This is a genomic window from Lysobacter alkalisoli (assembly GCF_006547045.1).
GTDB lineage: Bacteria > Pseudomonadota > Gammaproteobacteria > Xanthomonadales > Xanthomonadaceae > Marilutibacter > Marilutibacter alkalisoli.
In genome coordinates this window covers 2315669-2338607 of sequence record NZ_CP041242.1, presented here as the reverse complement: position 1 = coordinate 2338607, position 22939 = coordinate 2315669, and the positions used below count along the sequence as shown (strand labels likewise).

17 protein-coding genes, 1 tRNA gene and 1 pseudogene are annotated in these 22939 nt (G+C 67.3%); 12 read left to right on the top strand and 7 right to left on the bottom strand.

What is annotated here, in order from left to right; all coding sequences use genetic code 11:
- The first annotated feature begins 10 nt into the window (after positions 1-10).
- The 6 genes and pseudogenes from FKV23_RS10175 (at position 11) to FKV23_RS10150 (ending at position 7423) form a co-directional block, all read left to right on the top strand.
- Positions 11-1096 (top strand): acetylornithine deacetylase, encoded by a 1086-nt coding sequence (locus FKV23_RS10175; RefSeq protein ID WP_141623745.1) that lies wholly within the window; start codon positions 11-13, stop codon positions 1094-1096.
- Positions 1097-1193: 97 nt separating this feature from the next.
- Complete coding sequence (locus tag FKV23_RS10170; RefSeq protein ID WP_141623744.1) at positions 1194-2546, top strand: acetylglutamate kinase; 1353 nt, start codon at positions 1194-1196, stop codon at positions 2544-2546.
- The gene (argC, locus tag FKV23_RS10165) at positions 2543-3502 is read left to right on the top strand and encodes an N-acetyl-gamma-glutamyl-phosphate reductase (RefSeq protein ID WP_141623743.1); all 960 of its coding nucleotides are present in this window, start codon (positions 2543-2545) and stop codon (positions 3500-3502) included. The genes FKV23_RS10170 and argC overlap by 4 nt, the downstream gene beginning before the upstream one ends.
- Positions 3499-4794, top strand: coding sequence for an argininosuccinate lyase (gene argH, locus FKV23_RS10160; RefSeq protein WP_141623742.1), 1296 nt, complete (start codon positions 3499-3501; stop codon positions 4792-4794). Before argC ends, argH begins: the two co-directional genes overlap by 4 nt.
- A 150-nt stretch (positions 4795-4944) precedes the next feature.
- Positions 4945-6156 (top strand): glutamate 5-kinase, encoded by a 1212-nt coding sequence (gene proB, locus FKV23_RS10155; protein ID WP_141623741.1) that lies wholly within the window; start codon positions 4945-4947, stop codon positions 6154-6156.
- A pseudogene (locus FKV23_RS10150) lies at positions 6153-7423 on the top strand (glutamate-5-semialdehyde dehydrogenase). The gene proB and the pseudogene FKV23_RS10150 overlap by 4 nt, the downstream one beginning before the upstream one ends.
- A gap of 33 nt (positions 7424-7456) precedes the next feature.
- Here the strand turns inward: FKV23_RS10150 and pgaD are convergent.
- The 6 genes from pgaD to FKV23_RS10120 all read right to left on the bottom strand — a co-directional run bounded on the left by pgaD (position 7457) and on the right by FKV23_RS10120 (position 13592).
- On the bottom strand, positions 7457-7939 hold the full coding sequence (gene pgaD / locus FKV23_RS10145) for a poly-beta-1,6-N-acetyl-D-glucosamine biosynthesis protein PgaD (RefSeq protein ID WP_167285153.1): 483 nt from the start codon (positions 7937-7939) through the stop codon (positions 7457-7459).
- Positions 7936-9183, bottom strand: coding sequence for a poly-beta-1,6-N-acetyl-D-glucosamine synthase (gene pgaC / locus FKV23_RS10140; protein ID WP_141623739.1), 1248 nt, complete (start codon positions 9181-9183; stop codon positions 7936-7938). Before pgaC ends, pgaD begins: the two co-directional genes overlap by 4 nt.
- Positions 9184-9192: 9 nt before the next feature.
- Positions 9193-11091: a poly-beta-1,6-N-acetyl-D-glucosamine N-deacetylase PgaB gene (gene pgaB / locus FKV23_RS10135; protein ID WP_141623738.1), complete on the bottom strand. Its 1899-nt coding sequence runs from the start codon at positions 11089-11091 to the stop codon at positions 9193-9195.
- 16 nt (positions 11092-11107) lie between these two features.
- A complete protein-coding gene (locus FKV23_RS10130; RefSeq protein WP_341867554.1) occupies positions 11108-11551 on the bottom strand; it encodes a hypothetical protein in 444 nt (147 codons plus the stop codon).
- Positions 11467-13134, bottom strand: a complete 1668-nt coding sequence (locus tag FKV23_RS10125; protein ID WP_167285151.1) for a tetratricopeptide repeat protein — start codon at positions 13132-13134, stop codon at positions 11467-11469. Before FKV23_RS10125 ends, FKV23_RS10130 begins: the two co-directional genes overlap by 85 nt.
- A gap of 381 nt (positions 13135-13515) precedes the next feature.
- A tRNA-Pro gene (locus tag FKV23_RS10120) sits at positions 13516-13592 on the bottom strand.
- Positions 13593-13757: 165 nt separating this feature from the next.
- On the opposite strand from FKV23_RS10120, the gene hisS reads away from it, so the two are divergent.
- Positions 13758-15170, top strand: coding sequence for a histidine--tRNA ligase (hisS, locus tag FKV23_RS10115; RefSeq protein WP_141623735.1), 1413 nt, complete (start codon positions 13758-13760; stop codon positions 15168-15170).
- Between the two features lie 4 nt (positions 15171-15174).
- The gene (locus FKV23_RS10110) at positions 15175-17088 is read left to right on the top strand and encodes an HAL/PAL/TAL family ammonia-lyase (protein ID WP_141623734.1); all 1914 of its coding nucleotides are present in this window, start codon (positions 15175-15177) and stop codon (positions 17086-17088) included.
- A gap of 64 nt (positions 17089-17152) precedes the next feature.
- Here the strand turns inward: FKV23_RS10110 and FKV23_RS10105 are convergent, their stop codons facing one another.
- On the bottom strand, positions 17153-18988 hold the full coding sequence (locus tag FKV23_RS10105; protein WP_167285150.1) for a sensor domain-containing diguanylate cyclase: 1836 nt from the start codon (positions 18986-18988) through the stop codon (positions 17153-17155).
- A 247-nt stretch (positions 18989-19235) separates the two neighbouring features.
- Here FKV23_RS10105 and FKV23_RS10100 point away from each other — a divergent pair, with 247 nt between their 5' ends.
- The 4 genes from FKV23_RS10100 to hisC are packed head-to-tail and all read left to right on the top strand — an operon-like array spanning position 19236 to position 22924.
- Positions 19236-19556, top strand: a complete 321-nt coding sequence (locus tag FKV23_RS10100) for a YerC/YecD family TrpR-related protein (protein ID WP_141623732.1) — start codon at positions 19236-19238, stop codon at positions 19554-19556.
- A 19-nt stretch (positions 19557-19575) separates the two neighbouring features.
- Entirely contained in the window at positions 19576-20490 is a 915-nt protein-coding gene (gene hisG, locus FKV23_RS10095; protein ID WP_141623731.1) for an ATP phosphoribosyltransferase, read from the top strand.
- The gene (hisD, locus tag FKV23_RS10090) at positions 20487-21815 is read left to right on the top strand and encodes a histidinol dehydrogenase (protein WP_141623730.1); all 1329 of its coding nucleotides are present in this window, start codon (positions 20487-20489) and stop codon (positions 21813-21815) included. The genes hisG and hisD overlap by 4 nt, the downstream gene beginning before the upstream one ends.
- The gene (gene hisC / locus FKV23_RS10085) at positions 21812-22924 is read left to right on the top strand and encodes a histidinol-phosphate transaminase (protein WP_141623729.1); all 1113 of its coding nucleotides are present in this window, start codon (positions 21812-21814) and stop codon (positions 22922-22924) included. Before hisD ends, hisC begins: the two co-directional genes overlap by 4 nt.
- Positions 22925-22939: the final 15 nt, after the last annotated feature.

Genomic DNA, 22939 nt, shown 5'->3' with positions numbered 1-22939 from the left:
GTCGGCCGGCGTGCTCTCCAAGACCCTCAAGCATCTCGAAGCGCTGGTGTCGTTCGACACCCGCAACCCGCCGCGTGAAATCGGCACCGGTGGCATCTTCGACTACCTGCGCGAACAGTTGCCGGGTTTCGAAGTGCGGGTAACCGATCACGGTGCCGGCGCGGTGTCGATGCTGGCCGTGCGTGGCAATCCGAAGCGGCTGTTCAACGTCCATCTCGACACGGTGCCGTCGTCGGAAGCGTGGAGCGCCGATCCGCACGTGCTGCGGGTCGAGGGCGATCGCGCGATCGGGCTCGGTGCCTGCGACATCAAGGGCGCGGCGGCCGGGCTGGTGACCGCGGCCTCGATGACCACGGGCGATGCCGCGTTCCTGTTCTCGACCGACGAGGAAGCCAACGACGCGCGTTGCATCGCAGGTTTCCTCGGCACCGATCATGGCTTCGACGAAGCGATCATCGCCGAGCCGACCCGCTGCGAGGCGGTGCTGGCCCATCGCGGCATCAGTGCGGTACGGATGGCATTCAAGGGTCAGGCCGGCCATGCCTCGGCCGAGAACGCGCTGTCGCTCAGCGCGCTGCACAACGCGATGCGCTGGGGCGTGTCGGCGCTGGACCATGTCGAAGCCCAGAAACACCTGCGCTTTGGTGGCTTGACCGGACTGCGCTTCAACATCGGCAAGGTCGAGGGCGGCATCAAGGCCAATATGATCGCGCCGAGTGCGGAAGTGCGGTTCGGCTTCCGCCCGTTGCCGTCGCAGGACATCGATGCGCTGCATGCGAGCTTGCGCGATATGGCCAATCCGGACGCACTCGCCGAATACGAAGAGACGTTCCGCGGGCCGTCACTGCCTTCGGGGGACGTGTCACGGGCGGAGGAGCGTCGCCTGGCCGCGCGCGATCTTGCCGACGAACTCGGCTTGCCGATCGGCAATGCGGTCGATTTCTGGACCGAGGCCTCGCTGTTTTCCGCCGCCGGCATGACCGCCTTCGTCTACGGCCCGGGCGACATCGCCCAGGCGCATACCGCCGACGAGTGGGTAGAGCTGCAGCAGCTGCAGCGCTATACCGAGTCGATCGTCCGGATTCTCAACAGTTGACCATAGCCCGGGTAAGGCAAAGCCGCGCCCGGGGAAGCATCAAGACAGTCCCGGGTGCGCTCCGCTTGCCCGGGCTACGTGGATCCCACACACACGAATGAACGCGAAACTTTCCAGCCACGACATCCAGACCCGCCAGACCATCGTCCGGCTGCTGTCGAGCATGGCCAGCGCGAAGGAAATCAGTCAGTACCTCAAGCGTTTCTCGCAGCTCGACGCATCGCGCTTCGCGGTGGTCAAGGTTGGCGGCGCGGTACTGCGCGATGACCTCGACGCATTGACCTCGTCGCTGGCGTTCCTGCAGGACGTCGGCCTGACCCCGATCGTGATCCACGGCGCAGGTCCCCAGCTCGACGCGGAACTGACTGCGGCAGGCATCGAGAAGCAGACCGTCGACGGCCTTCGCGTCACCTCGCCGGAGGCACTGGCGATCGTGCGCCGCGTGTTCCAGAGCCAGAACCTGAAACTGGTCGAGGCGCTGCAGGCCTTCGACGCCCGTGCGACATCGATCGTGTCGGGCGTGTTCGAGTCCGAATACCTCGACCGCGATACCTATGGCCTGGTCGGTGAGGTCAAGCGGGTCAATCTGGCGCCGATCGAAGCCGCGCTCCATGCCGGATCGATTCCGGTGATCGCCAGCCTCGGCGAGACCGCGGGCGGGCAGATCCTCAACGTCAACGCCGACTTTGCCGCCAACGAACTGGTGCAGGTACTGCAGCCATACAAGATCGTGTTCCTGACCGGCACCGGTGGTCTGCTCGACGACAAGGGCAAGGTGATCGATTCGATCAACCTGTCGACCGAGTACGACCATCTGATCGCACAGTCGTGGATCAACGGCGGCATGCGAGTGAAGATCGAACAGATCAAGGACCTGCTCGACAAGCTGCCGCTGGCTTCCTCGGTGTCGATCACCAAGCCGTCGGAACTGGCCAAGGAGCTGTTCACCCACAAGGGCTCGGGTACCCTGGTGCGGCGCGGCGAGCGGGTGCTGGAGGTGTCGTCCTGGGACGAACTGGACACCGCCCGCCTGCGAGGGCTGGTCGAATCCGCGTTCGGCCGCAGGCTGTTGCCGGACTACTTCGAACGCACCCCGCTGTACCGGGCCTATGTCAGCGAGAACTATCGTGCCGCGGTAGTCCTCACCCGGGAAGCAGAGGGCATCTACCTCGACAAGTTCGCCGTGCTCGACGATGCACAGGGCGAAGGCCTCGGCCGTGCGGTCTGGCTGGTCATGCGCGAGCAGAACCCGCGCCTGTTCTGGCGCTCGCGGCACGGCAATGCGGTCAATCAGTTCTACTACTCCGAATCGGACGGCTGCTACCGGCAGGAGAAGTGGAAAGTGTTCTGGTACGGGATCGAGGATTTTGGCGAGATCGAGCGCTGCGTGGCGCATTGCGCCGGGCGTGAACCCACGCTGGCGGATGCGGCACGGGAGGTGGCACGGTGATTCGCCGGATCGGCATCGTTGGTGCACGCGGCCACGTCGGGTCGGAACTGATCCGGCTGTTCGCCTCGCACCCCCGGTTCGAATTGGCCTTCGTGTCGTCGCGCGAGCGGGCGGGACAGAAGCTTTCCGATCATGAGCCGGACTACGAAGGTGATCTGTCGTATGTCTCCCATGGGCCCGACGAGGCGGCCGGGCAGGGCGTGGATGCGTTGGTGCTGGCACTGCCCAACGGCAAGGCGGCGCCGTTCGTGGCCGCGGTGGATGCGCGGGCGCCGGATACCTGCATCGTCGACCTGTCGGCCGACTATCGTTTCGACGATGGCTGGTACTACGGCCTGCCGGAACTCACCCGGGACAGATACGCCGGGCAGCGGCGGATCAGCAACCCCGGCTGCTACGCGACTGCGATGCAGCTGGTCGTCGCACCGATGCTCGATGCACTGGCCGGGCCGGTGCAGTGCTTCGGCGTGTCCGGCTACTCCGGTGCCGGCACCACGCCGTCGGACAAGAACGACGTCGAGCTGTTGCGCGACAACCTGATGCCGTATGCGTTGACCAACCACATCCACGAGCGCGAAGTCACCCGCCAGCTCGGTCACGAGGTGCAGTTCCTTCCGCACGTGGCGCCGCATTTTCGCGGGCTGACCATCACCGCCAACATGCCGCTGGCGGCTGTTTTCGAGCTCGACCAGATCGTCGCGCGCTACCGTGAACGCTATGCCGGCGAGCCGTTGGTGCGGGTGGTCGAAGGGACGCCCTGGGTCAGCCGCATCGCCAGCCGCCACGACGTCGAGCTGGGCGGCTTCACGCTGTCGCCGGACGGGCGCCGGCTGGTCGCGGTCGCGACCGAGGACAACCTGCTCAAGGGCGCGGCGACGCAGGCGTTGCAGAACCTCAACATCGCCTTTGGATTTGACGAGATGGCGGGCATCCCCGTCGCGGAGCGGAATACATGAGCCAGTTGCTGTGGCAGAAGCCCGGGGTCAAGGTCGACCAGCGCATCCAGCAGTTCCTCGCCGGCGAGGACGTGATCCTCGATCGCGAGTTCTTCCTGTTCGACATCGAGGCCAGCCGCGCGCATGCCGAGGGGCTGCAGCGCATCGGCATCCTGGACGACGACGAGCTGGATGGGCTCAAGCGCGAGCTGGCGGTACTGGCCGATGACTTCAGTGCCGGCCGCTTTGTGCTCGACGAGCAGTACGAGGACGGCCATTCTGCGATCGAGGCGCGGCTGGTCGAGCGTCTTGGCGACACCGGCAAGAAGATCCACACCGGTCGCAGCCGCAACGACCAGGTGCTGGTCGCGACCCGGCTGTGGCTGCGCGACCGCATGGAGTGCGTGGCCGCGGTGTCGCGCGAGGTGGCCGAGGTCGCGCTGGCGCGGGCCGAGGCCGAGCGCGACGTGCCGCTGCCCGGCTACACCCACCTGCAGCGTGCGGTGGTGTCGTCGCTGGGCATGTGGTGGGCGGCCTGGGCCGAAGGCTTCATCGACAACGCGCAGCGCGCCGCGCAGACCCGCGCCTGGCTCGACGCCAACCCGCTCGGCAGCGCCGCCGGCTACGGCGTCAACCTGCCGCTGGACCGCGACCACACCACGCAGGCACTCGGCTTCGGCCGCATGCAGGTGGCGGCGACCTACGCCCAGCTCTCGCGCGGCAAGTTCGAGATGGCGGCGATCGAGGCGTTGTCCTCGGCGCTGCTCGACCTGCGCCGGCTGGCCTGGGACCTGAGCCTGTTCACCAGCGGCGAGTTCGGCTTCGTCGAACTGCCATCGCAGTACACCACCGGCAGTTCGATCATGCCGAACAAGCGCAACCCGGACGTGATCGAATTGATGCGTGCGAGCTATTCGGCCGCCGCAGCGGCGCGTACCGAGATCGAGCAGTTGCTGTCGCTGCCGTCGGGTTACCACCGCGATCTGCAGTTCTCCAAGGGCGCGATCTTCCATGCCTTCGGTCGTGGCCTCGGCGCGCTGGAGCTGCTGCCGGACCTGCTGCGCAACCTCGAATGGCGGCAGGACCGGATGCGTGCCGCGCTGGAGCCGTCGATGTACGCGACCGACCTGGCCGTCGACATGGCACGCGAGGGCCTGCCGTTTCGCGAGGCCTATCGCCAGGCCGCCGACCCGGCGCGTTGGGCACAAGGCGATCCCGATGCCAGTCTCGCCGCGCGCGTGTCGCCGGGCGCGGCAGGCGAGTTGCGGCTGGATGTGCTGCGGCGGCGGCTGGAGGCGCTCGACGCGGCATGACGACATGATGCTTGGTTATCCAGGCCCTGCCTGGTGCAGGCCAGAATGAAGCAGCCCGGGCAAGGCGAAGCCGCACCCGGGGTTCCGCCAGGCATTCCCGGGCGCGGCTTCGCCTTACCCGGGCTACTAATTCCGTGACCCAATGACCTCATGAGCGCGTCCGACTTCACTCCACAGCCTCTGCCGAACTGGCGCCGTGCCGTGCTCAAGGTCGGCAGCAGCCTGCTGGCCGGCGAGAGCGGGTTGGATGCGTGCCATGCCGGAGCGTTGGCCGGTTTCATCAGCGGCGCGATGGCAGACGGACGCGAAGTGGTGCTGGTGTCGTCTGGCGCGGTCGCGGCCGGTCGTGGCCGGATCCACACCGCGGGTAACAGCTTCGCCGGCCACAGCATCGCCGGTAACAGCAGCACCGGCAGCGGGCTGGTGCTGCGCCAGGCGCTGGCCGCGTTGGGCCAGGCATCGCTGATCGGCTTCTGGCAGCAGCTCATCGAGGTTCCGGTGGCGCAGGTGCTGCTCAGCCACGACGACCTGCGCAATCGCCGGCGCTACCTCAACGCGCGGGCGACGCTGCGCGAGCTGTTGCGGCTGCGCACGCTGCCGGTCATCAACGAGAACGACACCGTCGCCGTCGATGAACTCAAGCTCGGCGACAACGACAATCTTGCCGCCGCGGTGGCCTCGCTGGTCGATGCCGACCTGCTGTTGATCGCCACCGACATAGGCGGGCTGTATAGCGCGAATCCGCATCGCGACCCGGATGCGCGCGCCATCGACCGCATCGAACATCTGACGCCTGAACTCCTGCGCGCGGCCGGTGGCGACGCTGGCATGCTTGGCACCGGGGGCATGCGCACCAAGCTGGAGGCGGCGTCGAAAGCGGCGACTGCAGGCATCCGTACCGTGTTGTTCTCCGGCCGCGATGCCGACGTCGTCGCCGCGCTGTCCCGGGGCCTGCTGAGCGGCACCCTGGTCGATGCTCAAGGCGACCGTCTGCGCGCCCGCAAGCAGTGGTTGCGGCATGCGCCGGGTGCGGGTTCGCTGTTCGTCGATGCCGGTGCTGCCCAGGCCCTGCGCGGTCGTGGTGCGTCGCTGTTGCCGGGCGGGGTGGTGCGGGTGGTGGGCGACTTTCGCCGCGGCGACGTGGTCGAGGTCATCGTCGATGAGGATGACGTGCAGCTTGGCCGTGGCCTGACGCAGTACAGTGCCGACGAGATCCGCCGGATCGCGCGGCGGCGCAGCCACGACATCGAATCCATCCTTGGTTTCCGCTACGGAGAATCCGTGATCCATCGTGACGACCTGGTGCTTCTGAAAGGCCCCTCTTCCATTGCCGGAGGAGAGAGTGGAGTGGGGGCCTCATGAGCGGCTACGTGCGCGCGTTGGCCGAGCAGGCGCGGGCGGCACAGTCGGCGATTGCCGCGCTGGAGCCCGAGGCCAGGCGGCGCCTGATCGAACGCATGGCCGATCGCATCGAATCGGACCAGCCAGCGGTGCTGGCCGCCAATGCCGAAGACATGGTGCGTGGCGAGGCAGCGGCACTGTCGGCCGCGATGCTCGATCGCCTGCGGCTCGACTTCGACCGGCTGGCGTCGATCGCCCGGGCATTGCGCGAGATCGCCGCACAGCCCGACCCGGTCGGCGAGGTCACCCGCAGCGAAACCCTGCCCAACGGCCTGCTGATCGAGCGCAGGCGCATTCCGCTCGGGTTGGTGGCGATGATCTACGAGTCGCGTCCCAACGTGACCGCCGATGCCGCCGCGCTATGCCTGAAGGCCGGCAACGCGGTGCTGCTGCGCGGCGGGTCGGAAGCGCGCTCGAGCAATGCCGCGATCGCCGCCTGCCTGCATGCGGCGCTGCGCGACGAGGGCCTGCCGGAGGCGGCGGTATCGCTGGTGGCCGACCCGGCGCGCGAACACGTGCTGGAACTGTTGCAGCTCACCGACCTGATCGATCTGGCCATTCCGCGTGGCGGCGAGGGCCTGATCCGCTTCGTCGCCGAGCACGCGCGCGTGCCGCTAATCAAACATTACAAGGGCGTTTGCCATCTGTACGTGGACGCGGCCGCCGACCTCGACGTGGCTCGCGACCTGCTGGTCGACGGCAAGGCCTCGCGGCCTGGCGTATGCAATGCGCTGGAAACCCTGCTGGTGCACGAAGCCGTGGCCCGGCCTTCCTGCCCGGCGCGGTGGAGGCGTTGCGTGAGCGCGATGTCGAGGTGCGTGGGTGCGCACGTACCCGGGCGCTGTGCCCTGATGTCGTGCCGGCGGGCGAAGACGACTACGCGGCCGAGTTCCTCGACCTGGTCATCGCGGTGCGCGTGGTGCCCGACCTCGGTGCGGCGTTGGCCCACATCGGCCGCTTTGGTTCGGACCATACCGAGGTCATCGTCACCGCCGATGCTCCGGTGGCCGATGCATTCGTGCGCGGCACCCGCAGCGCCGCGGTGATGGTCAACGCATCCTCGCGCTTCAACGACGGGGGCGAACTCGGCCTCGGGGCCGAGATCGGCATTTCGACAACGCGTCTGCATGCCTACGGCCCGATGGGCGCCGAGGCATTGACCATCGAGCGCTTCGTCGTTCGTGGCCAGGGCCAGGTCCGTCATCCGCAGTCGCGGACGACGTCCTGACCGGACAGGCAGAGTCCGGTCGCCGGGCCGATTTCAGGCCAGGGCTGCCGCCTCGCCTTCCGGGACCGGGCGCGAGTGTGCGATGGCCGCATGGGGGCAGGCCTGCTCATCCATCCTGACCACGATGGTCTTGCCGGCCCGCAGTGTGTCGGCGACCGCCTGCGTTGCGCCCAGGGCATCGGCCACCTCTCTTGCGCTCGCGTCAGGAGTGGCCGAACGGCGTTCGCGGTTGCCGAACCGTGCCCGGTTGAGCTCGGCCCAGCTGATCAACAGCACCGCGACGGCCAACGCGAGCAGAGGCAGTGCCATCAGCATGAACGGCTCCACCTGGTTGTTGCGCAGGTACAGCTCGGTGGCGGCGGTGTGCACGCCGAAAAGCCACAGGATCAGGGTCAGCAATGGCAGCCACAAGTAGGCATACAGCCCCCAGCAGATCGCGGTGACCACGCCCCAGGCGGTGCGGACGGCCAGCGGGCGCGACCTGGAATTCTCGATCAGCAGCGAGTCGTATTTCATCGTACTCCCCTGTCCGGGCTGACCCATACGGCCCGGGTGTTGCGGCGCTTGAGGATGCCCTTGGGTACCGCGACCACGGTGGTCAGCATGCCGACCAGCCAGTAGACCATCGGGTACCAGATCATCCAGTAATAGTTGCGGCCGACCCGGGCTTCATAGCGCCGGTCGATGATGATGCTGGCGGCGAACTGCAGCATGCAGACCAGCGCCAGGATCACGCCGTGCCACTGCGGTAGCAGCGTTTCGATATGCAGCGCGGGCGGAAGCGCGATGAACTTGCCCAGTGCCCACAGCACCATGATCAACAGCATCGTGTAGGCCCAGGTCACGCTGAGCAGGTATTCGCCCAGCACCGCCCACATCCGCCGCTTGCGCCACGACAGCAGGTCCGGGCTGTGCTGGAGCATGACCTCGACGCCACCCTGCGCCCAGCGCAGGCGCTGGCGCCACAGGCCTTTCAGCGTTTCCGGCATCAGGATGAAGCACAGCGCGTTGGGCTCGTAACGGATGTCCCAGTGGTCCATCTGCAGCCGCCAGCTGATGTCGATGTCCTCGGTGACCATGTTGTCGGCCCAGTAGCCGATCCGGTGCAGGGCGGTGCGGCGGAATGCGCTGATCACGCCGGACACGGTGAACAGACGGCCATACACGCGCTGGGCACGCTTGATCATGCCGATGATCGAGGAGAATTCGCCGACCTGCATCCGGCCGAGCAGGGTCGAGCGGTTGCGGATGCGCGGGTTACCGGTGACCGCACCCACGCGTGGTCCGGAGGTCAGGTGCCAGACCATCCAGTGGGTCGCATATTCGTCGAGCAGGGCATCGCCGTCGATGCAGACCAGGTACTCCGAGCGTGCCGCGAGCGTGCCCATGCGCAGGGCGTTCGCCTTGCCCATGTTGCGGTCGAGGTGGACCACCCGCAGGCGCTCATGGTGTGCGGCAAGGCGGTCGAGCTTCTCCGCGGTGTCGTCGCTGCTGCCATCGTTGATCGCGATGACCTCGAAGTCCGGGTAGCGCTGGGCCAGCGCGGCGGCAATCGTCTCGTCGACCTGCTCGCTCTCGTTGAAGCATGGGATCAGGATCGAGGCCATCGGCATGCGGTCCATCGCCGGCGGGCTGGTGCGCGGCGGCGCTTTTCGCTCGCGGCGCCAGTAGTAGTACAGGCCGCCGGACATCCAGAAGAACGACATCACGATCGGGTAGTAGAACGCGAAGCCGAACAGCCAGAAGGGGATGCTTTCCATGTCGGCTCCTCAGGGTTCCAGGTAGGGGAAGGAACGTGCCGAAATCGCTTCACGCGCATCGGACATCGGCGGCACGTCGTCGATGAAGTTGTCCGGGTACCAGGCCAGGTGGCGCACGCCCTGGGCCTGCAGACGCCTGACCTGTGCCTTCAGCAGGTCGGCGGGGATCGGCCTTCCGGTATTCCAGTCGACCGTCTGCAGTTCGAACACGGTCCGCTCTGGTGCGCCGGGGTGGCGCCAGACCTCCTTCACCAGCCGGTCCAGCCACGCCTGCGGCCGGGCGCTGCCTTCCATCCACGGCATCGCCATCACCGCGGTGTAGTCGTAGGCGGCGTTGAATGCATCGAGCCGCTGCGCGAACCAGGCCTCGCTCTCCGGTTGCAGTACCGGTGCGGCGAACAGGTTGCGCACCGTTTGCAGCTTCGGCCGCCACTTGCCGGCGGCGTCACGCAGCTCGAGGGTGAAGTCGATCAGTGCCTGCGTGCGCGCGGCAGGAGTGGACGGGGCGGCGTCGGCCAGTTCGTCCTCGCGCAGCAGGGCATCGTCGTGGAACAGCAGGCCTTCGAAGTAGCTGCTGGCAGCCAGATCCTCGTAGACCTCGGCGATGATGCGCCGGGCTTCGGGTTGGAACGGGTCGAGGCGGAAGGTCTCGGCCGGATTGCTGCTTTCGATCGCCAGCGATCCGCGCAGGCGCGCATCCGGCAGTTCGTAGCCGAGCACAGGCAGCCAGGCGAACACTTTGACCCCGGCGCGGGTACGCAACTGCCAGGCCACGCGATTGAACAGGTCGGCTCGCAGCGGCAGGTGGCGATTGGGGAAGTACAGCGCATCGGCGGAACCGTTCCCGTCGGGATCGGCGAAGGCCTGCAGGAACACATGGTTGGGGCCGATCTGCTTGACCCGCTCGATCAGCGCGTCGAGGTTGCGCTCCATCTGCGCGGCGTCGGCGTCGTACACGTAGTCGAGATCGATCTGCAGTGCGCGCATGCCTTCGAGCTGTTCGTCGTGGCGCAGCTCGTAGGCGAGATCGTCGATGCCGGGATTGTCGAACAGCAACAGGCGCGCCAGGCCGTGCAGGCCGTTGCCATGCATGCCGGCGGTGATTGCCTGGCTGCGGCCCTCGAGGTCGAAGGTCACCGTCATGCCGAGCGCGTCGGCGATCGCGTTGACCTGGCTGTTGTAGGCCGCATAGGGCCACACCATCGCCCTCGGTCGGTGGCCCAGCTCGCGTTCGATCAGCGAAGCGCTGGTCGACAGGTCGTCTCGGATGCGGGCCAGGTATTCGGCCTCGCTTTCGTAGCGTTGCCGCTCCGGATCGAAGATGCGGGTGACCGCGGCCGGGGTCGAGTTGCCCTGCGGATTGGCATTGACGCCGTGATGCAGGTCGTGACTGTGCGAGGCGACTTCGACCAGGCCGCTGGCCTGCATCTCGCGCAACTGGTCCCAGGTCAGGAAGTCGTCACCGGTGAACATGCGCGGGCCGTAATCGATCTGGCGATGCGGCGGCAGGTCGACCCAGTCGGTGACCACCGCCACCAGCGCCGGATAACCGTAGGCACGCAGCAGCGGGAAGGCATGGGTATGGACGCTGCGCAGGCCGTCGTCGAAGGTCAGCAGTACGGCTTTGTCGGGCAGTGGCCTTTCACCGCGTGAAGCCGCGATCACGTCGTCCAACGCGACCGGCCGGTAGCCGTGACCGGCCAGCCAGTCCAGGTGGGCGGCGAAGTTCTGGGTGCTGACGGCGTACTGGTCGGGGTCGCCTTTGCGCGCGATGTCGTCGCGGATGTCGTGGTAGCTGATTATCAACAGCTCGGCAGCGCCGGCCCGGCCGGATACCAGCGTGGCGGCGAGCAGGGCAAGGGCGCAGAGGGCGAGGACGAGGGTGCGCTTCATGTCGGTGCGGCTCATATTTATACGTTCCATGTCATTCCCCCCAGCGGAACGCGAGATCGAAGCCGAGGCGTTCTTCGCGCACGCCGTCGTAGACCGGCCGCGACCAGTTCACCCCGTACTGCAGCAGGCGGCCGATGCCGAAGCGCCATTCGTGTTCGTAGCGCAGCTGTGGGACCCATGCGCTGCCATGACTTTCCTGCCAGTACGGACCGGCGCTGGCGGTGAAGCGCTGGCGGAAGTGGCGGTCGTAGTGGCGCCAGGTGATGTGGTCCAGGCGCGCGCCGATCCGCAGTGAACCGTCGCGGCCCGGGTTGAAGTAGGGCGCGTCGTCGCGACTGCCGCGGCTGGTATAGCCACCGAGCAGGCCGTCGACCAGCAGGTGGGGGCGCGTCACAAAGCGACGCTCGGCGTCAACAAACAGCGCCTCGCGCCGGTTGCCGTCGTCGTAGCGGAGCTGTTGCAGGCCGGCATCCACGCGTCCGTAATCCGAGGGACCCAGCTGGCGCTGAGGCTCAGGCTGTCGGCGGTGATGCCGGAGCGGCGGGCCTGCAGCGAGCCTTCGGGCGTGTTGCGGCGCCAGCCGGCGCCGATGTGCCAGGTATCGCTCAGGCGCCAGCCGGCGTTGAGGTATCCGCCGGTGCCCTGGTCGGTCCAGTCGTCGTGGGCGCGGTCGACGCCGGCGCTGGCTGTCAGCCGGTCGTAGGCATAGGACAGGCCGACGCCGCTGCGGTGGTCGTGCACGCGCGCGCCCTGGAAGTCGGCCCAGGCATCGCGGGTTTCGGCAGTGGCCCGCCAGCGGTCGTTCAACAGCGGGCTCTGGACCGCGACCCGGTAACTGCCGTCACGGTTGCCGAGGGGAGAGGTACCGCCGTCGGCTGCGTCGCCATCGCTGCGTCCGCTGGTGGCTTCCAGCTGCCATTGCCAACCCATCCGGTTGTCCCAGTCACGGGCCATCTGCCGGACCTGGAGATTGCGTGGATGCTCGGCCAGCAGACGGTCGTGCAGCGGACGGGCCAGATCGACCCGGTCCAGATCGAGCAGGGCGCCGATCTGGCCGATAGCGGCGCCGACATGCTCCGGTTCCAGGGTGCCGGCGATCCTGAAGCGTTCCAGTGCGCGCTCGCTCCAGCCGCGCGCACGGTATACCTCGCCGAGCGCGGTCTGCAGGCCGGCGTTGTTGGGGCCGATCACGGCCAGTGCCTCCAGCCGCTGCTGTGCGCCGGCGCTGTCCTGGCCATAGAGGTGGAGCAGGGCGAGGTTGCTGTCGGCGTCGTAATGGCGCGGATTGGCATGATCCTGGCGTGCTCCGGGTACACGTAGCCAGGCTGGTTCAGCGGTCTTGAGCGCTTCCAGATGGGCGTAGGCGGCGTCGAAATCCTCGCTTTCCGAGTATGCATAGCCCAGCAGCAGCCGCGCATCCCAGTCCTCCGGCAACTCACGCTCGACCTGCTGGAACAACGGGATGGCCTCGGCCGGGTGGCGCTCGGCGAGCAGCGACTCGGCGACCCGGGCCAGCGCGTACGGCGGCAGTTCGACCCGTTCGGCCTGCAGGGCACGATAGTGCGCGACCACTTCGTCGTGACGTTCGAGGCGATTGAGCAGCACGATCTCGTCGTACCGGGCGCGCAGGTCGGGACCGCCTGACGATGCCCGGCGATCCTGCAGGGCCTGCTCGGCCAGGGCCAGCTTCTGCGTCCGGGCCTGCTCGGACTCGGCATACAGGCCGCCCCAGGTGACCAGCCGCGCCAGTTGCGCCCCTTCAAGCCGCTCGGCTTCGGCCCGGTCGAACAGCTCCGGCCGGGCCCGGTACAGGGTCCAGGCCTGATGGCTGCTGCCCAGATCGAGCAGGGTCAACACCTGCAGCCGGTACAGGGCCGGGCTTTCAGGGGCTTCAGCGCGGGCCCGGCCGATCGCGGCCAGCGCGTCGAGCCATCGATGCTCCTCACGCAGGTGCTCGATATCGACAATTGCCGTCTCATTGTCTTTTGCGACGCTGGCTCCGGGCATGATGCTCAATGCCAGGGCCAATGCGGTGGTGAGTTGCTGCACTGGATGCATGTTCGGTCCGTGACTGCTGAGTCGTTCTGTAAATGTGATATCCATCACAACTTGTGAAGCTTTCTATGCAATTGGCGTGCCAGCTGAAGGCGGCTGCTCCAGCCAGAGAGCCGTATTCATGAATGCATGGTCAGATCGCGACGAGGCGCGGCTCATCGACGTGGCTGCAGGCTGCCGGCCCATCGGCGGCAGCAAAGGGGGGTGGAATTTTATGCGATCTACGTCACAAAAATGAATCACGGAGTCTCACCGCTTCTCACCCGCTGCACGCGCCCCGGCCGGCTCAAGGGTCTGGCGCGCCCCGAACTCCGGACACAAAAAAACCGGCCGGAGCCGGTTCTTCGTTTCGCATCGGTCATCGTTGAATGACCGGCAAATGGATGGTCGGGGAGACAGGATTTGAACCTGCGACTTCTACGTCCCGAACGTAGCGCTCTACCAGGCTGAGCTACACCCCGACGGCAGAGCGCGCCATTGTAATGAGGCGCCCGGTGGGTGGCAATAGCATCGTTGAAGATTTCGTCCGGTGGATCCGGTGCCGGTCGTGTAACCGTTAGACTGTCGGGCTATCCGCCCTTTGCCCGCGCCGCTGCGCGTGGCCCCTTCCGACAGGAGTTCCGTTCTTGTCCCACACCCCCTCTACCAGCGCGCCGATCAAGCCTCGCACCCCGGCCGGGGTGATGGAGCTGTTGCCTCCCGACCAGATTGCCTTCCAGCGCCTGCTCGACACCATCCGCCGCAACTTCGAACGGTTCGGTTTTCTGCCGGTGGAGACGCCGGTGATGGAATTGTCGGAAGTATTGCTGACCAAGTCCGGTGGCGAGACCGAGCGCCAGGTCTACTTCGTGCAGTCCACCGGTGCGCTTGAAAAAGCGGATTCCGGACGCCCGGAACTGGCGCTGCGTTTCGACCTGACCGTACCGCTGGCGCGCTACGTGGCCGAGCACGAGCACGAACTGGCGTTCCCGTTCCGCCGTTACCAGATGCAGCGGGTCTACCGCGGCGAGCGCCAGCAGCGCGGGCGCTTCCGCGAGTTCTACCAGTGCGACATCGACGTGATCGGCAAGGACAGCCTGAGCGTGCGCTTCGATGCCGAGATGCCGGCTGTGATCCATGCGGTGTTCTCGGAGATGGCGATCGGCAAGTTCACCATCCAGCTCAACAACCGCAAGCTGATGCGCGGCTTCTTCGAGGCGCAGGGCGTATCCGACCCCGAGCAGCAGGCGCTGGTGCTGCGCGAGGTCGACAAGCTCGACAAGCGTGGCGAGGAGCACGTGCGCGACACGCTCACCGGCGAGGGCTTCGGCCTGCCGACGGCAACGGTGGCGGCGATCCTCGATTTCGTGAAGGTGCGTTCGACATCGCATGCCGATGCGATGGCCAGGCTCGATGCGCTCGGCGACGGCGACGGCAACGACGCGCTGCGCGAGGGCGTGGCCGAACTGCGCGAGGTGCTGGAACTGGTGCGCGCGCTGGGCGTGCCCGAGAATCATTACGCGCTCAACTTCTCGATCGCACGCGGCCTGGACTACTACACCGGCACCGTCTACGAGACCATCCTGGATGCCTACCCGCAGATCGGTTCGATCTGCTCCGGCGGCCGCTACGAGAACCTGGCCAGCCACTACACCAAATCGAAACTGCCCGGCGTCGGTATCTCGATCGGCCTGACCCGGCTGTTCTGGCAGCTGCGCGAGGCCGGCGTGATCGACGTGGCCGACAGCACCGTGCAGGCGATGGTCGCGCTGATGGATGCCGATGGCCTGCCCGACGCACTCGACATCGCCCGCCGCCTGCGTGCCGGTGGCATCAACACCGAGGTGCAGATGGAGCCGCGCAAGCTCGGCAAGCAGTTCCAGTACGCCTCGCGCGCCGGCATCCGCTTCGTGGTGCTGGCCGGCGAGGACGAGCAGGCGCGCGGTGTGGTCGCGGTCAAGGATCTCAAGCGCGAGGAGCAGTTCGAGGTCGCGCGCGATCAGCTGGCCAGCACGCTCAAGGTCGAACTGGAACAATCACGCGCGTTGGAAGGACGTTGAATTAATGAAACCGATCAAACTCGATGGCCGCTCGCTGACCCGCGCACAACTGGTGGACGTGGCCTATGGCGCCCATGTCGAACTTGCGCCCGAACAGTTGCCCGCGGTGGCACGCGCGGCCGACTTTCTTGCCGAACAGGTTCGCCGCGAGGAGCCGATCTACGGTGTCTCGACCGGCTTCGGCAGCAATGCCGACCGCCTGCTCGGCGCGCATCGCCTGCGCGAGGAACTGCCGGGCGTCGAAACCAGCGGCGAAACCCTGCATGAGGAGCTGCAGCGCAATCTGATCGTGACCCATGCGGTCTGCGTCGGTGAGCCGTTCGCGCCGGAGATTGTCCGCGCGATGCTGTGCATCCGCATCAACACCCTGATGCGCGGCCATTCCGGCGTGCGGGTCGAAACCTTGCAGGCGCTGACCGACATGCTCAATGCCGGCGTGGTGCCGGTGGTGCCGCAGCTCGGTTCGGTCGGTGCCTCGGGCGATCTGGCACCACTGTCGCACCTGGCCATCGTCCTGCTCGGCGGCGGTGAAGCCTTCTTCGACGGCGATCGCCTGCCTGGGGCGGAGGCGCTGCGCCGTGCCGGCCTGAAGCCCGTCACGCTGTCGTACAAGGAGGGCCTGGCGCTCAACAACGGCACCGCGCAGATGCTGGCCTGCGGCGTACTGGCATTGCACCGGCTGGAGGAACTGCTCGACACCGCCGATCTTGCCGCGGCAATGACCATCGACGCCTTCGCCGGCCGCCTGGGCGCGTTCGCCAAGGAAGTACATGCCTTGCGCCCGCATCCGGGCCAGGTGCAGGTGGCGACCAACCTGCGTCGTCTGCTTGAGGGCTCCACGCTTTCCGACATCCCGTACCACCTCGTCCCGCGTTTCCGGCCGTGGCTGCCGCAGAGCTGGAGCGTGCTTGCCGAGAGCGCGCCGGAATCGCAGGCGCTGCGCTTCGATATCGGCTGGGACTGGGTGCCGCTGACCCAGCGCCACGGCCGCGAGAAGTTCTACGCCCGCTTCCGTCCGTTCCGCGGCGGCAAGAAACACCAGCCGCAGGACAGCTATTCGCTGCGCTGCATTCCGCAGGTCCACGGCGCGGTCCGCGATGCGGCGGCGCAGGCCGCGCGTGTGCTCGAGGTCGAGCTCAACGCGCTGACCGACAACCCGATCGTGTTCCCCGACGCGCAGAAAGAGCATGTGGAGGAGCAGGTGATCTCAGCCGGCCACTTCCACGGCATGCCGCTGGCGCTGGCGATGAGCTACGTCAAGGCGGCGATCCCGGTGTTGGCCAGCATTTCCGAGCGCCGCCTCAACAAACTGGTCGACCCGGCCACCAACGACGGCCTGCCGGCGTTCCTGATCGGCAACGAGGACTCGACCGAATCCGGGCACATGATCGTGCAGTACACCGCCGCGGCGATCGTCAACGACCTGTCCAGCCGGGCGATGCCGGCCTCGGTCTATTCGATCCCGACCAGCGCCAATGCCGAAGACCACGTGTCGATGGGCGCCAACGAGGCACGCCACGTGCTGTCGATGGTAGGCGACCTCGGCAAGGTGCTGGCGCTGGAGCTGTACACCGCCGCGCAGGCGCTGGACCTGCGTCGCGACATGATCAATGCCGCCCGCGACCTGTCGCGTCGCGCCGCTGCGCAGGCATTGGCCGCCAAGGTGGCCGGTGCACCGGCAGCCGACGATGCCGCGCGCGAAGGGTTCCTGGCCGAGGTCGAGGGCCTGCGAATCGAACTGGCCGAAGCCGAGGAATTCCGTCCCGGCATCGCGGTCGCCGCCGCCCATGCCGCGATTCGCGAAGCGATCCCATTCCTGGAGCGCGACCGCGCGATGGATGCGGAAGTCGCGACCGCCGTGCAACTGGTCGCCGACGGCCGGGTGATCGCCGCGGCGCGGGAGGCGTTGAACCGGTAGCTGTTGCTTTTCGGTTGCCGGTGGCCGGTGGCGTATGCCAGCCACCGGCAATGAGCAGGGGGCATCACGACACGGCCGATGTCTGCACGCGATTGCGACCGCTCGACTTGGCCAGGTACAGCGCCCGGTCGGCGTATTCGATCGCGGAGTCGATACCGCCCGATGCCGCGGGGTTGATCTCGTGCACGCCGATGCTGGTGGTGACCCGGGTGGGTCGGCCCAGCGTCTCGCAGGGATTCGACTCCAGCCGGGTACGGATTTTCTCGGCAGCGATTCGCGCCTGGTCGAGATCGTGGCCGGGCAGGGCGGCCACGAACTCCTCGCCGCCGAACCGTGCCAGCAGCGCGCGGTGCGAACGCAGTTCGTCGCCGATCGCATGTGCGACCCAGCGCAGACACGCGTCGCCGGCGAGGTGGCCGTAGCGGTCGTTGATTTCCTTGAAGTGGTCGAGGTCGATCATCAGCAGCGACAACGGCTGCCGGTTCGCGCGTGCCTGATCCAGCATCGGAACCAGTTGTTCGTGGAAATGGCGGCGGTTGTGCAGGCCGGTCAGCGCGTCGCGCTGGTTGGATTCGCGCAGGCGGGCGTTGGCATCACCAAGTTGCGCCAGCGCCTCACGCAGCTCGCGGGTGCGCTCGGCGACCTGGTACTCGAGCTGTCGCTTCGCATCGCGGACGATGCGCTCGTTCTCGTTTCGAAGCGCGGCGTAGCGGTACCCCAGCGCGACCGACAACAGCAGCATTTCCAGTGCCGATCCAATCTGCACGCCGTACTCGGTGACGAAGGTCTTGGGCAATAGCGCGAACGCCACCGAGGCGAACATCGCCGTGCCGACCAGGAAGGTTGCCCAGGCCAGCAGAAAGATCCGTGCCGGCGCATAGCCGAGGCGGATCGCGACGATGGCTTCCACCGCGACCCAGCCGACGCTGATGAACACGCATGCCGAGGCGAGCGGCGTCGAGATTCGGACAGGGAGGAATGCCGAGGCGATGCCGAGCAGGACAAAGAAGGCGATCAATCCCAGTCCGACCCGGTCGCCGAAGCGCCAGCGGTTATTCAGGTCGAGGAACTTGCGTGCGAACTGCTGCACGCCGACCTGGGCCAGACAGATCGAAAGCGGCACCGACTTGTCGGCCAGCCACGACGACTCCGGCCACAGGTACTCGAAGCCCAGGCCGTTGAGGGTGAACAGCACCAGTCCGAACGCGGTCAGGTGGAACACGTACCAGAAGTAGCTCGAATCGCGCGTGGTCAGCCACAACACCAGGTTGTAGAAGAACAGCGCGAGCAGGATCCCGTAGTACAGCCCGATCCCGAACTGGACGTCGCGGGTCATCTCGGCGAACGCGGTGGGCGTGTACAGCACCAGTGGCACCTGCATCGAGCTTTCGCTCTGCACCCGGACGTAGAGGTCGACCGGCTCATCGGCAGGCAGCTCGACCCAGAAGTTCGGATGCCGGTAGCGCACGCTGCGCGCCGAGAAGGGTTGGTGATCGCCGCCATGGTGGCGCACGATCCGGCCGTCGCGGTAGACGGCGTGGAACCGGATGTCGTCGCTGAGCGGGTATTGCTGCACCAGCAGCCAGCGGGTCTGTCCCGGGGCGCGATTGACGACGCGCGCATGGAACCAGAACGCGCCGCGCTGGAAGCCTAGCGCGTCGCTGCCACCGGGAAGCGGTGCGAAGCCGGCCGCTGCGCCGGTCATGACATCTTCCAGTGCATGCCGCCCTTCGCGATCGTGCAGGAAGCTCACGTGGGGGCCAAGGTGGTACTCGGCCGTGTTGTCGTCGAGCACGGCCGGTGGCGGCAGTCCCGGTGCCGAGATGGCCGTTGCCAGTGGTGCGGACACCACCAGCAGCAATACGACCAGCATTGCGATCCACTGGGTTCTGATTCCCATCCCCCAAGTCCCTTGTGACGGAGTTGAGTGGCTACCGACGGCGCCGGTGTGGCGCCTTGATGCCCCCATTGCATTACGGCGACCGTGCCGGGATGCGGACGGCACCCCTCGGGCGAGTGTACTGCCCTCGGCATCGTATCCGCTGCCGCCACAGCCATTCCGTGTGCCTGACCTTCCGGGCCCGTTGACGGTGCTGTTCTCATAAACTAATGTATTAACGCGTTAATACATTAGAAGACGACGATTCATGAAGCGGCGACATGGCGAAGAGGTGCTGGAGGACGCGCTGGCGGGAGGCGTGGCGGAACTGGCCGAGGTTCTGGCGGCGCTGCCGGCACCCGAGCTGATGCAGGCATTCCTCGAAGACCTGTGCACTCCGGCCGAGCTGGAGGCCATGGCCGACCGCTGGCGCGTGGTGCCGCTGCTCGCACAGGGCATTTCGTACCGGGAGATCCACGACCAGACCGGGGTCAGCGTCACCACCATCGGGCGTGTCGCCCGGACCATGGAGCGCGGGGCGGGCGGTTACTCCGCGGCCCTGGAATGCTCGCAATCGAATGTCCGCTGAGGCGGTCGAGGAAAGCAGGATGAGTCAGACCATCGGCAGCGGCGCGCGCGACCGTCTGCGTATCGCAATCCAGAAATCCGGGCGCCTGGCCGAGCCGGCCCGTGCGCTGCTGACCTCGTGCGGGCTGAGCTGGCGCGAAAGCCGCGACCGCCTGTTCTGCTATGGCGAAAGCCTGCCGATCGACCTGCTGCTGGTGCGCGATGACGACATCCCGGGCCTGATCCGTGACGGTGTTTGCGATCTCGGCGTGGTCGGCCGCAACGTGCTGCTCGAGCAGGACATCGCGGTCCGGCGCGAGCGCGAGGCTTCGGTGTTCAGGGAGCTGCGCGCGCTGGGTTTCGGCGGTTGCCGGTTGGCGCTGGCGGTGCCGGAAGGCTGGGAATGGCGCGACCCGTCGCAACTGGCCGGCAAGCGCATCGCCACCAGTTACCCGCAGATCCTGCAGCAGTGGCTGGACGGGCAGGGCGTGCAGGCGGGCGTGGTCGAGTTGTCCGGCTCGGTCGAGATCGCGCCGAAGCTGGGGCAGGCCGACCTGATCTGCGACCTGGTGTCCAGTGGTGCGACCCTGGCCGCGAACCAGCTCAAGCCGGTGATGACCCTGATCGAAAGCGAGGCGGTGCTGGCCGGGCCGGTAGCGGCATTCGATGACGCGCGTGGGGAGTTGGCCGAGCTGCTGCTGCGCCGCCTCGACGGCGTGCTGCGGATGCGCCACAGCAAGCTGTTGATGTTCCGGGCCCCGCGCGAGGCGATTCCGTCGCTGCTGCCGCTGCTGCCGGACGCGGAAGCGCCGACGGTGATGCAGGTCGAGGGCAGCGACGGCCTCGCGTTGCAGGCCCTGTGCCATGGCGTGGTGACCTGGCAGCGGCTGGAGGAGCTCAAGCAGGCCGGTGCCAGCGGACTGCTGGTGCTGCCGGTCGAGGGCATGCTGGCATGAACGCTTCCATCTGCAAGCGGCTCGAATGGTCGCGACTGGACGAGGCCCGGCGCGAAGCGGTACTGGTGCGTCCGGTCGAGGCGCGTGCGCCCGAAGTGGGCGAGGCCGTGGCCGGCATGCTGGCCGACATCCGTGAACGTGGGGCAGCCGCGTTGCGCGAATACACGCGGCGCTTCGACGGCGCCGGTGAGGACGTGCTGGCTGATTTCCGGGCCGGGGCCGACGAGTTCGCCGCCGCGGCCGATGCGCTGTCGCCGACATTGCGCGCCGCGATCGATGAAGCCGCGGTGCGGATCGAACTGTTCCACCGCGAAGGCATGGCGCAGCCATACGGAGTCGATACCGCCGATGGCGTCCGCTGCGAACGCATCCTGCGTCCGATCGAGCGGGTCGGGCTGTACGTCCCCGCCGGTTCCGCGCCGTTGCCGTCCACCGCCTTGATGCTGGGCATACCGGCGCGGCTGGCCGGTTGCCGCGAGGTGGTGCTGTGCACGCCGCCACGTCATGACGGCAGTGCCGATCCGGCGGTGCTGTACGCGGCCGCGCGTTGCGGCATCGACACTGTGTTCAAGCTCGGCGGCGTGCAGGCGATCGGTGCGATGGCCTACGGCGCCGGCGGTGTGCCGCGTTGCGACAAGCTGTTCGGCCCCGGCAACGGCTGGGTCACCGAGGCCAAGCGGCAGGTGTCGTCGGCTGCGGGCGGCGTCGGCGTTGGCATCGACATGCCGGCCGGGCCGTCGGAGGTGCTGGTGATCGCCGATGCCGGCGCCAATCCGGCCTTCGTCGCCGCCGACCTGTTGTCGCAGGCCGAGCACGGCCCCGATTCGCAGGTGCTGTTGCTCAGCGAGGATGCGGCCCTTCTCGATGCGGTGGCTGCCGGGATCGAAACCCAACTGGCAGCACTGCCGCGGGCCGATATCGCCCGCAAGGCGTTGCAGTCGTCGTTGCTGGTGCAGGTCGAATCTCTGGATCAGGCGTTCGAGATCAGCAACCGCTATGCGCCGGAGCACCTGATCCTGGCCCTGCGCGATGCGCGAAGCCAGTTGCCGAAGGTACGCGTGGCCGGCTCGGTGTTTCTCGGCGACTGGGCGCCGGAAGCACTTGGCGACTACTGCAGCGGTACCAACCACGTGCTGCCGACCGGCGGCGCAGCGCGCTTTTGCAGTGGCGTCAGCGTGGCCAGCTTCCAGGTCGCGATCACCGTGCAGGAAGTTTCCGCCGCCGGACTGGCCGTGGTCGGTCCCTGTGCGGCCGAACTTGCCGCGGCGGAGGGACTGGACGCGCACCGGCGTGCGGTCACACTGCGCCTGGAGGCGGCCGCATGAGCGTCGATCCGAAGCCGGGTGTCCTGGACCTCGTGCGCGAGGATCTGCGCGATTTCGGCGGCTACTCGTCGGCGCGGACCGAAGCCCTGTGCGGCGAGATATGGCTCAACGCCAATGAGTCGCCCTGGGCCAATCCGGCCGACGCCGATGGCAACAGCCGGCGCTACCCCGATCCGCAACCGCAGGCGCTGCGCGAGAAGCTCGCCGGGTTGTACGGCTGCGACATAACCCGGCTGTTGATCGGCCGCGGCAGCGACGAGGCCATCGATCTGCTGGTACGCGCGTTGTGCGAACCGGGTCGTGACGCGGTGGTGGTCACGCCACCGGTGTTCGGCATGTATGCGGTCTGCGCGCGGTTGCAGAATGCGCGGCTGGTCGAGGTGCCCCTGGTCGACGACGAAGCCGGCTTCGCGCCGGACTTTGCCGCGATCGCCGATGCCGCGCTGACGAACCGGGCGAAGCTGGTGTTTCTGTGTTCGCCATCGAATCCGACAGGCGGCTCGATCCCGCTTGCGGACGTCGGAGCGCTGGCCCGGAAGCTCGAAGGCCGCGCGCTGGTCGTGGTCGATGAGGCCTATGGCGAGTTTTCGGATGTCGCGTCGGCGATCGGCCTGATCGACAGGTGTTCCAACATCGCCGTGCTGCGCACGCTGTCGAAGGCGCATGCGCTGGCCGCCGCACGGATCGGTTCCCTGATCGCCGATGCCGGCCTGATCGCGGTGCTGCGCTGCTGCCAGGCCCCGTATCCGGTGCCGGCGCCGTGCACGGAGCTGGCCCTGGCTGCACTCACCGGGGCCGCGCTGGCCCGCACCCGGCAGCGGGTCGAAACGGTCAAGGCCGCGCGCGCGCGGTTGCAGACAGACCTCGCCGCACTGCCGTCGGTCGTGCGCGTCTATCCATCGCAAGGCAACTATCTGCTGGTGCGTTTCCGCGATGCGGAAACGGCGTTCCAGGCGCTGCTTTCCTCCGGGGTGGTCGTGCGTGACCAGCGTTCCGCGCCGCAGTTGGACGACGCGCTGCGGATCAGCATCGGCACGCCGGAGCAGAACGCGCTGGTGCTGGATGTATTGCAGCGGCTTGACGCCGGCAGCCGGGCGGTGAACGCATGAGCACGCTGTCATGAG